Source organism: Taibaiella koreensis (assembly GCF_003545715.1).
Lineage (GTDB): Bacteria > Bacteroidota > Bacteroidia > Chitinophagales > Chitinophagaceae > Taibaiella > Taibaiella koreensis.
The window spans coordinates 54,436-70,503 of the sequence record NZ_QVNU01000012.1; the positions used below are offsets into that span (position 1 = coordinate 54,436).

The window sequence follows — 16,068 nt, forward strand, 5'->3', positions numbered from 1 at the left end:
ATGCCTGCCAATCGCCTAAAGCCCTTACTGGGGCTGATCCTGCTACTGTTGTGTAGCTGCCTGAGCTTTGCCCAGAGCCTTCTTTACCAGAACAATTTTGAGTCGGCCGGTGCGCCGCCCTACCCTCCGGGGCCTAACTATGCGTATACGCCCGACGTACTAACCAGCCACTTGTCCAACAGCAAATGGACGCTGAGTGCCGGGAGCTGGACGGCATATGCCGGCAACAGCGGCGGCTATGCCCTTGCGTTTATCGGCGCGACCAACCCCACCAAGACCATGGACCTGTCTTTCGATGTGGAAGCGCAATATGCGCTCAGCATATCGGGCTTCAGCTTTTACCAGCGCAGCAGCAGTACGGGCTACGATACCTGGGAGCTGCGGGTAAATGATGTACCGGTAGCTACCGGCAATATCTTTGTTGATGTACTTAATGGTTCGGCTCCGATGCAGAATACCGGCAATATCCAGCTGAGCTCGCCCATCGAGAACCTCGCCGGTACAGTACACGTAAGCCTGGTGCTAAAAACAGGTGATCCCTCGGGCAGCCGCGCTACCTTCCGGTTCGACGAGTTCAAGCTGAACGGCTCGGTATACAGCGCTCCCGGCGGCGGCAGCACCGGCACCGGTACATCGCCTTCTCTTGCTGCCGGCAATGCGACAGACGGAACGTTCAACGTATCGAACGTCGGCAGCGCCAGCTACAATGTGCCGATCAAAGTACCTAAGGGCTTCAACGGCCTGCAACCCAATCTGGCCTTTGAATACAACAGCAATAGCGGTAACGGTATCATGGGTATGGGCTGGAACCTGACGGGCAGCTCTGCCATCGCGCGGGTGCCCAACAACATTTATAATGACAAGCAGACAAGCGGCGTCAGCTTGTCTGCCAATGATAAATTTGCCCTGGACGGCAATCGTCTTATCGTCATGCAAGGGAACTATGGCGACCCCGCTTCCCAATACCGTACCGAAAACGAAACCTTCAAAACGATTGTAGCAAACGGCACATTGGGTAATGGTCCTGCGTCTTTTACCGTTACCGATATCAATGGCTGGACCTACCAGTACGGCTCCGGCGCCAATTCCCTGATGCAGGCGCCCGGAGTGACCACACCCAATGCCTGGCTGCTGGATAAGGTAACCGACCAGAGCGGTAACTATATGACTTATGAATACAGTCAGCCCGGCAATGGCGAAGTGCTGCTGAGCAAGATCAGTTACCAGGCCAACAGTGTAACGGGGCTCACGCCCCAGGGTTCTGTTGTCTTTGATTACATTAACCGTACCGATCCCCAGATGACCTTCGTCGGCGGCGGGAAGTTTGTTTCGACCAAAATATTGAATACGGTTACCTGCAACCAGCAAAGTGGCTCTGTAGGCCGTATCGCGCATAAATACGCCCTCAACTATATGTTCGATGGTTATACGCATCTTATGGGTATTACCGAGGGCGGAAAAGATAACACAGAGACTGCAGGGGCGACGCAATTTGCCTACGGTGCCGTAACGGCCCCTTTTGTAGAGACCCTGGTCAGCGATCCCAACAGCAGCGGTAATGTGTTCACCGACTTCTCCGTGGGCGACTATAACGGCGATGGCAAAGGCGATCTGGTTCAATATACGCGGCAGTATGATCCTTCCAACAACAATTGGTGGCTGTACCTGGGCGTCAGCAATACCTTCAACCAGGTACAGACAGGAGCGCTGCCTTCGGCGCCCCCCAATATCGAGGAAAATGAGCTGGTGAAATACAGCCGTTCTTATTTTCCGCGATTCATTGATTTCAATGGCGACGGCAAAGACGATTTTATTTACCAGTCGACCTCCTACCTGCAATCCGGGAATCCGTCAGGAACATTTCAGAACCTGAACATCATGCTTTCCGACGGAAATGCCTTAACGGCATTGTCTCCGAAGGTGGCTACACCCTATCCCAATTCCAATAGTCAGACGGCGCTCAACCTGATGCTTATCGACAATATGCCTCTGGCGGGGGATTTTGACGGCGACGGTAAAACGGAAGTGCTGGAACTGAATACTTACAACCCAAATAACTGGTCCGGGCCAGTACCCTCCGATCCTGCCAATAACAACTTCATGATCGGTGCGGAATACCTTAGCCCCGGCACGCTGGCAGGCAACAGCTTCCTCGTGGCGAAGCAACTGTATGGTATGCCGTTTGAGGCTGCTTACGTAAACAACGGGCAATCCAAGCTGATGATCATCGACTATGATGGCGACGGTAAGGATGAGGTCTTGTCTATATGGCACGACAACAGCAGCAATGTCGATCATGCCCAGGTCTTCAGGCTTAACGTGACATTCGATGCCAACAATAAACCGGTTATCGGCACGCCCGCATTTGTAATGAGCGGCGAGGGCAGCTTCCCCACGCTGAACCATGATATTTTTCCCGGTGATTTTAACGGAGATGGCAAAACGGATCTGCTGACCTATATCTCCAGCGCAGGCTGGCAGATCGCTTATGGCAGGGGAGACGGCCAATGGAACCTCAGCGTGCTATCGGGTCCTGTAATGAACAAACCCAGGGTAGCCGGCGCTTCCAGCTACCGGCCGATGCTCCTTGGCGATTTTGACGGGGATGGCAAGACCGACATTTTTGACTACACACCTACCGGCGCTTCCGGCTGGGGCAACCCACAGGCGCCGAGAATATTCTATTCCAAAGGCAACAATACCTTTACTACTGAGAACCTGAATATCGACCAGAGCCATCTTAACTATTATTCCTATGGCTACTGGACAGGCGACTTCAATGGCGACGGCCAAACAGACCTGCTCTCGGAGATGGGACCTGGCCTGGCGGAATATACTTATGTCTTCCATCCTAAAGAAACGCGCCACCAGATGGTACAGATCGCCGACGGCATTGGCGCATTTACTAAGATCAACTATGACATGCTGACCAGCCCCTCGGTATATGATGGCGGAAGCATTAATTATAGTTACCCCTATATCAAGCGAACACTGCCGCTGAAAGTAGTGTCATCTGTAAATCTCGATAACGGTATCGATTTCGTGGGCAATGCCGTGAACTATACCTATAAAGGCGTCAAGATAAATGCCTGGGGTAAGGGGCTGATGGGCTTCGACCAGGTAACCAGCTACGAAGCGGCCGCACAGCGCTTCCATAACCAGGTCTTTACCCTCAATACCACTTATGCCCTTTCCCTGCCCCAGTCGGAAAATGTGATACAGGTTACGGGCGGCAGCTCTGTACCGGTGACGACGGTCAATAATACCTTTGGTATATACGAGTACGGTAATAAGCGGTTATTTACCTACCTTCAGCAAACCCAAAATGCCGATTTGCTAAAGGGTACTTCCAGCACAGTAAGCTATAATTATACGACTACTCCCGGAACACCGGGCGGGGCGCCGGCAAGCGTCGATATAGGCAAACCGATGTCGGTGACAACCGATAAAGGCGGTGGTATCGAAAGCACAACGCAAACGTTCCATTTTCCCAATATGAACGGGCCGGTATATACCTATGCCAACCCGGATAAAGTAACCACTACGGCAAACCGGCAGGGGCAGGCCTCCTATACAAGGGTAACCGACTACACCTATAATCCTGCCAATGGTCTGCTCTCGACCACGGTTTCGGATCCCGGAACGACTAATGCGGTAACCACTCAGCTGAGCTATAACGCCTATGCCGCCGTTACCCAGAAGATAACCTCTGCCGGCAGCGTGCCTACGCTCAACGAGATCACCAGCTATGATCCTTCAAACCGCTTTATTACGCAGAAATACAACACGACTTACCCGGATGTATCCGGCCGCTCCGCTTACGATCCTGTGACCGGAACAGCGCAGAGCGATAAAGAAGCAGACGGATTAACCACTACTTATACTTATGATGGTTTCGGAAGGGAAAAGACCGGCACGAAAAGCAATGGCGCCATTACGGCGGCCCGCTATGCGCTAGCCTCAGGATTTTCGGGCATCGCACCGCAGAATGCACGGTATGGTATACAAACGTCATCCAACACGGCTGAACCTTCTTATAAATTCTACGATCGCCTGCGCCGCCTGGTCAGGACCGCCCGTCCCGCTTACCTGGGCGCGACGCTTATCTACGAAGACATTACCTACAACCAGCAGGGACAGGTCGCGTCAAAAACCAAGCCTTATCTCGCCAATGGAAGTCCCCAGCTGATCAGCTATACTTACGATAGCTATGGCAGGGCAAAAGAGCAGGTGGCGCCGGAAGGCACAACCCAGACCAGCTATACGCTGACCGGAGGTCTTTACAAGGTAACCACCACTACGCCGGCCGGCCAGCAAAACACCACGGCTACGGATGGTAGCGGCAGAACAGCCAGCAATACCGACAACAGCAATACAACGCTCAGCTATACCTATTACAGCCACGGTCAAACCAAACAGGTAGACCTTAGCGGCGTGGGCACCGTACAGCAGTTTGAATACGATCTATGTGGCCGTAAAACGCGACAGGCCGATCCCAACTATGGCAATACCGGCGCTTTTCAATACACTTATAATGCCTATGGACAGGTGCTTACGGAAAAAGACCCCTATGGACACACTTATAGCTATACTTATGACGTACTGGGCAATACCCTGACGAAAAACGGTCCCGAAGGACTATATACCTACACCTACAGCTATACCACGGGGCCCAACTGCGGCAAGCAAACCAGTATCGCCGGTCCGGCCGGCGTGTTGCAGCAGTACGACTACGGCCAGGGCGACAAACTGAACAGCCGGCAGCTGACGGCCAATGGTCAGTCGCTGGCTACGCTCTACAGCTACGATACCAAAGGCAGGCTCTCTGGGATCACATTCCCCAATAGCAAGCAGGTCGTTTATGAATATGGCAGCAACGACGGAAGCCTGCAGCTGATCCGCAGCGCGCTCAATATCCCGCTGCCCATCTATTATGCCTGCCGCACCAAGAATGCCATGGGGCAAATCACCTACGAAACACAAGGCAGCGACCCTGGCAATACGAATACGGTAGCGACCAATTATACCTACGATAACTATAACCTGCTGTCGGAGCAGAGCTCGGTAAGTCCGCTCGCCAGCGTAGGACTGAAGCATTTCCAGTATAGCTTTGATCCGACTACCGCCAACCTGCAGCAACGGAAGGATATTGACTATGGCTTGCAGGAAGATTTCAGCTACGACAACATGAACCGGCTTACCGGGATACAATCCAACGTGATCGGGCTGGCGCCCTTAAACCTGGATTATTCGGCTAATGGCAATATCAAGCTTAAAACCGATGCCGGTATGTTCAAATACAACCAGGCCAACCGCCTGAGCCGGATAGATAGCTATGTGGATGTACCGGAGATCACGCAGGATGTTACTTATACTGCTTTCAATAAAGTAGCCCAGATCACGGAAGATCAAAACCAGGCTGTATTTACCTATTGGGCAAATGGCGAACGCAGCTCGATGAAACTGACCCAGGGCGGTGTGCTGCAAAAGACGAAATACTATTCGCCCGACTTTGAACTGGAGGTAGATGCCATTACCGGCGCCACACGCGAGCTTTGCTACATCAAAGGCCCTAACGACAATATAGTGGCCATACTCGAAACCAAGAACGGCGCAGATCATACCTATTACGTGGTTTCGGATCACCTGGGCAGCATTGTGCAGATCGTAGATGAAAGCGGCAACCCCGTAGAGGAAAAAAGCTTTGATGCCTGGGGACGGCCGCGCAATCCCCAGACCTGGTTCCCGCTGTCGCCAACATACGCCAGCAATGGCTGGGACAGGGGCTATACTGCACAGGAATACCTGCCGCAATTCGGCATACTCAACCTGAACGGCCGCCTCTATGACCCGCTGATGGGCAGGATGTTCAGCCCCGATCCCTACATTATGGGCGACGGCAATACGCAGGGCTACAACAGGTATACCTATGCCATGAACAATCCCCTCAGCTATAAGGATCCCAATGGCGAATGGATCAATTTTGTGATCGGCGCCGTATTGGGTGGTATATCGGGATGGCAGATCGGTAAAGCCAATGGCGCAACAGGCTGGGATATGGTTGGCTACATTGCCGGTGGTGCGCTGGTAGGCCTGGCTTCGAGCGGTGTTGCTTCGGGCGTAAGCGCAGCCTATGCGGGATCGGGAGCACTTATATCTACAGCTATTTCCGGTGCTTCGGCCGGTCTTGTAGGCGGATTTGGATCCAGCATGCTGGCCGGCAGGAATCCGGTTGACGGGGCCTGGAAGGGCGCCGTCTCCGGTGCAGTGGGATCGGTAGCCGGAGGCTATATCGGTGGCGGATTGGGGGCCTTTACCGGCGGCGCCGTATCCTCGGGTCTTAATACCGGCTTAAACGGTGGTGATCTTAAAGATATCGGCATATCGGCCTTAACAGGCGGGGGAACCTCATGGGCAGTCTATCACGTTGCCGTATTCGTCAGCTATTTAAGCAGCCCATTACGCGGTGGGGTCAACTACGGTTCGTTTGCGCGAATGACCGCCGATGGGCAACGGTCGCCCTGGCGGCAAAGGGAAATGGGAGGACTGGTCAGCCGTACGGGTAAATACTACCGGGCGCCGGCCGGAGCCGGGGCAGTAGAAGATCACTTCAACCTCGACTATGATAACAGAAGCTGGTTCCCGGAAGATGAAGACATCATGCTGGCTTATCATACCCATTGGAAGTCAAACCATTCTATCGTTCCCAGCACCACAGACCTGAGGGCGCAACACATCACGAATGGCATTGATGGCCTGATGCTGAATACACAGGGAGAGATGTATTTATACGGCAATCATCGCCCCAGCATTGTTGCCAATATGGTCAACCGGCTTCCCTTTTTCTTCCTGTACCTGCATTAAACAAATTGGTCCAATAGCATTTTAATTTAAACATCCTATTATGACAAATCGCCTTTCACCTCATCAAATAATCAAAGAACACCGACGGCTTGCACAAAAGATAAGCGGCCTCATGCTCCTGTTGTTCGCAGGCGCCTTTACAGCCAGGGCCCAGGTGTGCAAGATCCTCATCAGCTACGACGATAGTGGTAACCGCATCAAAAGAGAGAAAAGCTGTATAGGGCTACGACCGGCTGATACTGCGACCAATCCGCTTGCCGTTGCAGACAACAGCGATAGCGCCGGCCAAGGTGGCGCCTGGTCTGCCATGTCATTTGAGGTGTACCCCAATCCGGCCACAAACCTGGTGCATATCCGGCTCAAAGGCATTCCGCCACAGTTCGAAGGCCGGCTCATTCTCAGCGATGCTACAGGCAAAACGCTGAACGGGCAAACCATCCGTTCGGCACAGGCCACAGTCGACCTGTCGCCTTATGCTGACGGCACCTATTTCCTTATTCTTACCGATAACAATAAGGCAAGCACGGTTAAAGTCGTGAAAAGCAGTTGAGGCCAAAGTTTGTCGGCAATACGATAGCGGCAGCAGACAAGCCCACCGGATCTCATATAACAGCGAAGGATTTCATCAATTTGAAATCCTTCGTTGTTTATGCCTTGTTGGTGAAAACACCAACAAGGTAAGTCACCGCCACGGGACGACACATTTGTAACATTTTTTCCTTGCTTACCCGATAGCAGGCATGTATTCCTCCTAAAAGATTTCCTATTTTCGCACACAAATTGCATATGCAATTTAATACTTATTAAACAAGAAGATACATGTCACTCCGGTACCCCTTATTACTGCTCCTCATTTTTATCAGCGGATTCAATACCCATGCACAGCTCCCCATGGACTCCGCGACCCGTAAAATCACGATCACCGAAACCTTAACATTCGACAATCGCACTAAAGAGAATCTGGTCTCTTTTGCCACACAGTTTTTACAAACCCATGCCGGCGATATGTTCTTTATGAATGAACGCGCCAAAGATCGCCCTGAATGGACGGAAGGCAGGGCCCGCTGGGCAGACAATAACTATAAGCAGCCAGGCTACTATTCAGACATCCAGGATCAGTATACCGTTATCGGGAAGGCTGTCTATTGCTATAAAGGCGCCAGGGAGGGCTGTATTCAGATGCTTACGATCAGCGCCGACGTTATTATGATGTGCAAGGATAACAGGATGCGTGTTGAGTTCACCAACTTTAATTATACCCATAAAAATATCGGAGCGCCTCCGGCCTACCTGGCAGTAGGTGCATTGGGCGATGGCAGATGTGACCCGACCGGCACGCTGGAGCAGCTTTATAGCTGTAATGCTTGTCCCAAAGTCCTGGAAGCGATCTCAAAGTTTATCGCAGGCGAGACCAAAAGTTTTTTCAATATCCTTTCTCCCCAGGTTGAGAAGGGCGCGGTAAACGCAAACGAAGAAACGAAGCTAAAAGAAAAGTATAATAAAGACTGGTGATCCCATAGAAAGAGCAGCGTCCCGGTCCTTTTCCGTATTCATAATCAATTTTACTTTGAAAAAGTACCTTACAGCCGCTCTTCTTCTGGCAGGGCCTGCAGCATACACGCAATCACCCCTTCCCGAAAACCCGTTTTCGGTCAAGGTTGTTCCCTTTCCGGGAACCGCAGCAAAAGCATTGGATCATGTCGCCCGCTATATGACCTCCTCTCCCGGCGATTTTTTCTTTACCAACCGCAACATTGCGGATAAAGACCGCGAACGTACCAGGCAAAGGGTACTACACCTGGACTATGACATGAAAGCGCCAGGTCTTATCACCAGGGACACTTTCGGCATTACGGTTAAAGATACCACTGGCTTTAAGATTACCGGCGGCTTTGTCTGCTGTTATAAGGCAGCTAAAGGAAGCCCCTTCGATCTGGTAACCGTATATATCGATCTGCTTCTTTTATTCGGGGAAGACGGTATGAAGATCGGCTTCGTTAACCCGAAGTATACCAATCAAAACAGCGCCATGGCCGTCTATAAGGATGTTTATGCAGAAGGCAGGGCCTGGTGTAGCGCTTTCGGCCTTTATAGCGACCTGCTGCAATGCAAAAGCTCGGTGCTTACGGTAAGGAACATCGACACCTTTGTACGGGCATCCGTTGCACAAGCGGAAGCCGCGCTGGAAAAAGCCTTGCAAGCCGGCGATCCGGCAGACGAGACCCGCTAAGCGTAATATCCTAACCGGCTGCAGCAGATAGGAAAATCCTGCGCTGTAAAAGCAAGAATCGTGGAAAAATGAAAACTGCGAAGGGCGCAAGGTTAACGCAAAGATCGCGAAGACCAGGCGAAGGAAATAAATCGGTCTGCCAAAGCCCTGGCGCGGTATACCGCCTGCTAATTCCTGCCCATACTGTATTCTTTAACGATCTTAACCGTATTGACGCTGCTGCCCCGGTACAACATGAAGAAATAAGTACCATCTGTATAACCGTTCAGACCAATGGTGGTTACCGGGTCTTTAAGGCTTCTTTGACTTAAGGCTTTGCCCGTCGCATCGGTAATGATTAGGCTGCAGGCCGATTGCAGCGAAATAGCATCCAGGCGCACATTGACCTGGTTGGCCGTGGGATTGGGGTATATTTCAAATAACCCCACAGGACCGAGCGCTTTATCAGCACCGCCGCCGATACCCTGAGCTGCAAGGTTGACGCTGTCCGCTGGATTTTCGGGACGATTGCCAACACAGCTCTTTTCTCTTTTAATACGGTTGCCGCTATCGTCGTAACTGATGAGGATCTTGCACACCTGGGCTTTGGCTATAACGGCGAAAGCCATAAACAATACAGTAAGGGATATTATTTTTTTCATAAATATTTGGGGCTTGATTGCGATTGGCCAAATGGCTATCGTCCCTTAATTATCTTTTGTCGCTATAATATTTTTGGTCTACTTTGATTATGTCAATTGCTTTTGAGTCGCCGTTTATTTTTCCTAGGCAGGCTAGCAGTGTATCAATAAACCTGGCTGTTTCACTTTTTGTATCAAAAGAGAACAAATCCTTCTGTTCCATTGTAGCGGCGGATACATTTCCGGTTATCAGCGTCGCAATATAAACCGGCGGCACTGGATGAACATCGTCAATGGCATATTCTGGCTTCTCAGACAAAGCAAGCAGACAGCCCTTCAGTGCTTCAAATGAAACGACTGGCAAAACAAAGAAGCGGATGGTATAATTAGCATCGTGGTCACCTGAAGGTACTTTGAACCTTTGCGAAGCAAATGTATAGGATGCACTATCCTTACATAAATAGATGATCCGTCCTTCATTCCGCAATCTGGAATCGAGATTGCCCAGCGAAATGATATTTTGGCTGTAGGCGCTTATGCTAATAAGCATTAACAGCGCAGCTAAGATAAACCTGCTCATTTTTAGTTTTTATTAATGCCGTTCAAAATATACTGCGTTATTAATAATGAACTGATGTCCAAAAGACGGCTTTACAATGCTTGGTTCTGTAAAGGTTGGTTTTTGGGTACTGAAATCAAAGCTAAATCCCCATTTTATCGTTTCCAGCCGATGATAAGAACCATCCACTGAAATGCCTATAAGAGATAATTCAGCCTCCCATGAGATGTCTTTAGTTGAATGTCTGGTTGGAAAATCAGAAAATTGAAAACCACCAACGTAGCCGCGACTTCTAAATGCTTCTTCCGTTTCTGCCTGGACTTGGGGATGTGAATAGAAAATTGAGCGCTGATTACTTTTACGATCGATTTTAAATTCCTGAGCTCCACCCATCGGATTATCAGTTATTACTGTTTGAAACCATTGATAGTCATAGTATTCATTCTGTTTACCATCATAAGACATCATGAAATCCGCACCAACGAGGCCCAAAGATGGATTGAAAAAAGAATTATCTTCATGAATTGTAAATATACCAAGTTTTCTAGGTGCCCTGGCTTTACCATTGTTATCATGAGGCGAGGCATTGATATCTGAACCATCTTTTGCAAGAGCAACGCCGATCGCATCTCCGGCGCCAGTTAGCAATCCGCTTTTGACACCCCCTCCCTCAGCCTGTCTATCTCTATCCTCATAAGGATCATTAAAAGCATCTCTCGAATATAGCCTATTCAGAATTGCCTCGGCAGAAGCAAATACCAGGGGACCTCCACCACCCGCCCACCAGCTCAGGATACCCCACTGATCCAGCTCATTAAGAATAGACATATTTCGTTGACGGTACATGGTCTCCGAATAATCCACCATATAGCCGGTAGGATCTGTGTACTTCAGCGGATTGTTCAACGCATAGGAATACCGGTTATAACCCTGCGTATTGTCGTTACCCGCGATATTGGGATCGGGACTGAACATACGTCCCATCAGCGGATCATACAAGCGGCCGTTCATGTTGATGATACCAAATTGTGGAATATGCTCATGCCCGGTATAGCCGCGATCCCAGCCATTGCTTACCTCTTTTGGCGGCAGATTGATCCAGTTAGCCGGGTTGCGCGGACGTCCCCAGGCATCAAAACTCTTTTCTTCTACTAAGGTACCGTTCTCGTCGACGATATGCGTAAGGCTGCCCTGGTGATCGGTAAGTACGAAATATTTTTTATCTATACCATTCTGCTTTTCCAGTATCGATACGATATTGCCTTCAGGGCCCACAATATAGCAAAGATCTCTTGTCTGGCCGGTAATATTATCTACTTCACGCTCAAAAAGCGGTGCATAGTATTTTGTCTTTAGCAGCACGCCGGCATGATAGTATTTCATGGTACTGCGGTTGCCATCGTTCCAATACTCGAAATGCACCTTATCGTCGCCTTCCGTGATCTCCGATACTTTATTGAAAGGCGTGTAAGTCACATCCTGCTCTTCTTCCGGTATATCGATATAGCTATCGATCCTGCTGATACGGTTGGCCTGGTCGTACCTGAAATCTCCGGCGTCAGATTTGGTTTTGATATTGCCATTATCGGCATAATCCATATTTACCGGCGTCAGCATATAGGGGTTGGGGCCCAGGAAACTGCCCAGGAAACCGGTTAGCCGGTTCAGGTTATCGTAACTGAAGGTTTCCCGGAGATTGTGCGTAACATCCTTACGGCTTTGCAGGTTGCCCGTTGTCTGTTCAAATTGGTATTGCTCATCCCGGTGAATAATGGGCGGTGTCGTCAGGGTTTCCCATTTAGACAGTTGCTCCTGCAGCAAGCCATAGGCATCATAAGTTTGTGTGGTACCCATGGAAAAGGCAAAATAAGGATTGCCTGCACTAACGCTTCCCGGCACATCCACAGACTTATAGCCTGCCATTACAGTGTGTCCCAAAGCATCTTTCTTCATGATGTTATACAATTGTCCCTGTTGTGTTTGTGCACCACCGGGTGCAAATATCGAAACCTGGTCGCCGGCCCTTCCAATGCCCATCAGGCTGCCATCTGCATTATTATAGGTGTATACGACCTGCGTGCTGTTGGGAAAGGTTTTGGTCGCCACCCGTCCTTTATTGTCATAAGTATAGGCAGTAACAAGCGTTTGTTCGCTGTTCGTCATCGTTTCCGATATAAGCCCTCCGCCCATATGATTCTGAAGACTATGCATGACGCCAAGCGGCCCCGTATGCTGCACCAACTTGCCGCAGTCGGCTCCTGCAACATAGGAATAGGTATACGTGTAGTTTCCTTCGGGGCCTGTCTTGCTCAGCAGGTTGCCCAAAACATCGTAACCGGTATACAAATAGGTCTGGTCATGGGGATCCTTCTGGCTAAGCAATTGTCCATAGGTGTTATAGGTATACTGATATGCTCCGGAGCCTCCGTAATTAGGATCTCTTTCGGCTATTTTCCGACCATAGCTATCATAGTCTGTTTGCAAAGTAATGACGCCACCCAGCTTGGTTTCCTTCACCTGTCCATTGCTGTGATAGGTATATTCCAGCGTGCTGATATCGTCACTGGTGCTCTTGGCCTTACCGCTAGGATCCGTAAACGTAGCTTTTTTCTGCCCCGCCGCATTGGTGACCTCTACTTTATACAGTCCGTTGCTATACTGGTAGCTGGTTGTGGCATTCCCTTCCGGCGCAGCTATCTGGACTTGCCGGCCATAGCTGTCGTAGGTATAGCTAATCGTTTGCGGCGCATCGGTGCTGAAGTAAGGTTTTGTCGTTGCTACCGTTTGTCCCAGCGCATTGTAAGTAATATCCTCAAAGATCGGGGTGCCATCGAAACCCGGATAAGCGGTACGGACAAGCCGGTTCAGCCGGTCGTAAAATTTATATGATGCTGCCGCAGTGTTGGGTGTAGTTTGTACACCATATGCAGCGGCAGCAGGCGCAATCCCCGTAAAGCCGGACGCGGGTCCGTAAATAGTCGTTGATGTCACACCATTGCTATTAGACGCCAATTTTACTTTGCCAAATCCGTTGTAGGTAGCGGCAGCCGTAAAGCCGTCAGGAGCCAGCGTGCTCGTTACATTTCCCGAAACCGGGTCAAAAATGGATTGGGCCACAATACCAGGATAAGCATTATTGTAGGTGCTTGCTCCAAATCGATTAGTCGGATCGTAGGTCGTGGTCGTAGCTATCGATGGCACATTGCTACCGCTGGTTGCTTTCTGCAAAGGATTGCCGTAGACATCGTAGCTATACGTCGTGGTAATGGCGCCGGTGGTGCCCGGATCGGCGACAGCGGTGGCAGGCAGACCATTGCCCACGTTATAGGTGTAATCCGTGATACGGGTATAAGCTGCTTGCCCCTGACGCGTAGCGGTTGCCGTCACCTTGGTGGGATTGGTATAGCGATACAAGGGATTGCTGCCCATATTGGGAAAAGTAAACGTCTGTGTGCTGATATCAAGCCCATTGCCCTTATTGACCCTAATGCTCATTGGTTTCCCTATATGCATGCTCGACGGTGGGCCGCCGGGAAGCCCAAAAGGTGTGGTATAGTTATAGGTCGTGGTGCTGCTTGTATTGGCCAGGTAATCATTGCTACTTGTCTGGGAGATATAACTAAAAATACGGTTATCGCCATAATGGTACACATTGAAAGTGTTTATTACACTGCTTACCGAATTGGATGTGGAATGCTGTCTGATGGCCAACGTGGTGGGGTAAGGAAAAGCATAAGTGGCATTTAGCCCATAACTCTGGCTGTAATCGAGGTCGGCAGCCACATCGTAGCGATTTACGATATCGAAGCCCATTGTTCCTTTGCCCAACAAATGGAACTTCAACCCGGTATAAGTATAGATGATGTTGTTGCCGGCAGTATTGACCCCATTATCCCGGTTCACGACCGATGCTACGGTAAAGGGAACGGTCTTTTTGACAAAGGGAAGGGTGTAGCTTGCACCACCGGGATCATACACGCCCGGGTTGCTCAGATAATCGTAGGTAATCCTTGTTTTGGCGCCCAGGCCGTCTTGTATCACGGAAAGCAGGTGGCGCTTTTCTTTCGGATTAAAGGATATCATCTTCTGATCCGTAGAGCTGAAATCGTCCCAGTAAAGAAAATCAGTCATGCCGTCGCCATCATAATCGCCCGCGCCATCCATAGAGAACCAATGATTCACGTTGGGATCGTTCACCGTTATGGGAGGATTGAAGGTATTGTTGCCCCTGCCATAATACAACTGGAAGGGGCTGCTTGAAGCAATATTCGAGTTCATGACATAAATGTCACATTTACCGTCGCCGTTAAGGTCAACCACCTTTTCTTCAAAATTTTCCTTGGGATCATCAAGATACATGGGAGCTGTGCCAGGACTTGTGTACAGATAATTTCCACCCAGGTACGGCGCTGCTACGGGATCATCGAAAGAGCCGTCTCCTTTGCCGTAGTAAATCTTCCAGGAGCAGGTCCAGTCGGCCGTATAATAGCCGCCGATCATGATATCAGTGATCTTGTCGCCGTTAAAATCGCGCGGATAAATCCGGTAAGTGTAATCATTGTAGATATTCAGGTTGGTAAAGCCCACGGCAGTGAGCAAAGATGAACCTATTACCGGTTGGTTATTGGCATCGAAAGTAATATTGAATTTATATACGGTAAGCCCGTTGTCGATCTTGACCGCCAGATCCGATTTGCCATCCCCGTCGTAATCGATCACACTCATCCACTGCGCGTCATAAGGATCGAAAGGCAACTGCGCATCCATGATCTGCTTGGGCAATACCATACCGCTTTGGTTGGTACAATAAGAAGCGCCAATGAGGAAGTTATTATCAGGATTGTACGACTGGTTGTTCAGCAACAGTATTTCCGTTTTCCCGTCACCGTCAAAATCGCCGACCAGCGGTGTCGTGTTGGAAAGCAGCTCATTATGGGTAACCGGGTGTACGATGGACTGGACTGGAAGCAATTGGTACCCGTTGGATAGCATCAGGCAGTACTTTTCCCGCAGCTCGTCGGTAGGATACAGCCGTTCCTTGGAAGCCATATAACAAAGGTCTTCCAAGCCATCGCCATTGTAATCAAAAAAGGCCAGTGGCTTATTGGTCGTTTGCGGGTCATAGTTCACGCCGTCCATCTTGCTACCTGCCTGGATCACTGGCAGCGCCCAGGATTGCATGGGAGTCATTCTTATTCCCGTTCCGGTATTGATAAAGAGCTGTGCCTGCGTGGTACCTTCAAACCGTACATAGTCCGACAGCCCATCCCCGTTATAATCGCCGGAAACATAGCTAAAACCATTCCCCAACTGATTAGTAGCAATCAATGTAGCGGAAGGCGGCACGGTATTGCCATACGTAAGCTGCGTCGATGTCAGCCGGTCCACATCGTCCTGGCCCCTCACCTTTATCGTTTCCAGATGGGTAAACAGCTCCTCGCTGTAATCAAAGCCATAAGTACGGTAATGGTGCGCCGTACCACCGATCGTTTGCGAGCAGGTAATGCTGTTCAGCTTCAGCGTAGTGGTCAGCTTGCCACCGCCTACATAGACCGATTGCGCATCGCTGCGCGGTGCGTAATCGAAATGAATATTGCTCTGTGGTAAGGTGCCGGCAACAGTATTGCCGGTATAGTTGATATCTTGTAGTACTACCTCGCCCGTGGTCGCATTGTGGGCATAGGTATAGGTCATGTAATTGCCATTAAGGTCTGTAACCTTGTCCAGCAGCCAGGTATAAGGGGTATTGGTACCCGGCAGCTGGATCAGGGAATTGGCCGTCGAACCGTACTGGT

At 50.2% G+C, this 16,068-nt stretch carries 7 protein-coding genes; 4 read left to right on the forward strand and 3 right to left on the reverse strand.

What is annotated here, in order from left to right; genetic code table 11:
- The 4 genes from DZK30_RS25260 (at position 1) to DZK30_RS25275 (ending at position 9,094) form a co-directional block, all read left to right on the forward strand.
- Entirely contained in the window at positions 1 to 6,864 is a 6,864-nt protein-coding gene (locus tag DZK30_RS25260; protein ID WP_118976984.1) for an FG-GAP-like repeat-containing protein, read from the forward strand.
- A 112-nt stretch (positions 6,865 to 6,976) separates the two neighbouring features.
- Positions 6,977 to 7,414 (forward strand): T9SS type A sorting domain-containing protein, encoded by a 438-nt coding sequence (locus DZK30_RS25265; RefSeq protein WP_162903462.1) that lies wholly within the window; start codon positions 6,977 to 6,979, stop codon positions 7,412 to 7,414.
- A 269-nt stretch (positions 7,415 to 7,683) separates the two neighbouring features.
- A complete protein-coding gene (locus tag DZK30_RS25270) occupies positions 7,684 to 8,376 on the forward strand; it encodes a hypothetical protein (RefSeq protein ID WP_118976986.1) in 693 nt (230 codons plus the stop codon).
- 55 nt (positions 8,377 to 8,431) lie between these two features.
- Positions 8,432 to 9,094, forward strand: coding sequence for a hypothetical protein (locus tag DZK30_RS25275; protein WP_118976987.1), 663 nt, complete (start codon positions 8,432 to 8,434; stop codon positions 9,092 to 9,094).
- Positions 9,095 to 9,261: 167 nt separating this feature from the next.
- Here DZK30_RS25275 and DZK30_RS25280 read toward each other — a convergent pair whose 3' ends face one another.
- The 3 genes from DZK30_RS25280 to DZK30_RS25290 are packed head-to-tail and all read right to left on the reverse strand — an operon-like array spanning position 9,262 to position 15,967.
- A complete protein-coding gene (locus DZK30_RS25280) occupies positions 9,262 to 9,735 on the reverse strand; it encodes a T9SS type A sorting domain-containing protein (protein WP_118976988.1) in 474 nt (157 codons plus the stop codon).
- 49 nt (positions 9,736 to 9,784) lie between these two features.
- Positions 9,785 to 10,294, reverse strand: coding sequence for a hypothetical protein (locus tag DZK30_RS25285; protein ID WP_118976989.1), 510 nt, complete (start codon positions 10,292 to 10,294; stop codon positions 9,785 to 9,787).
- A 12-nt stretch (positions 10,295 to 10,306) separates the two neighbouring features.
- Complete coding sequence (locus tag DZK30_RS25290; RefSeq protein WP_118976990.1) at positions 10,307 to 15,967, reverse strand: FG-GAP-like repeat-containing protein; 5,661 nt, start codon at positions 15,965 to 15,967, stop codon at positions 10,307 to 10,309.
- Positions 15,968 to 16,068: the final 101 nt, after the last annotated feature.

Coding starts and splice junctions, on each gene's coding strand:
- DZK30_RS25290 (WP_118976990.1), bottom strand. CDS start 15,967: ATGACCTATACCTATGCCCACAATGCGACCACGGGCGAGGTAGTACTA.
- DZK30_RS25260 (WP_118976984.1), top strand. CDS start 1: ATGCCTGCCAATCGCCTAAAGCCCTTACTGGGGCTGATCCTGCTACTG.
- DZK30_RS25280 (WP_118976988.1), bottom strand. CDS start 9,735: ATGAAAAAAATAATATCCCTTACTGTATTGTTTATGGCTTTCGCCGTT.
- DZK30_RS25265 (WP_162903462.1), top strand. CDS start 6,977: ATGCTCCTGTTGTTCGCAGGCGCCTTTACAGCCAGGGCCCAGGTGTGC.
- DZK30_RS25270 (WP_118976986.1), top strand. CDS start 7,684: ATGTCACTCCGGTACCCCTTATTACTGCTCCTCATTTTTATCAGCGGA.
- DZK30_RS25285 (WP_118976989.1), bottom strand. CDS start 10,294: ATGAGCAGGTTTATCTTAGCTGCGCTGTTAATGCTTATTAGCATAAGC.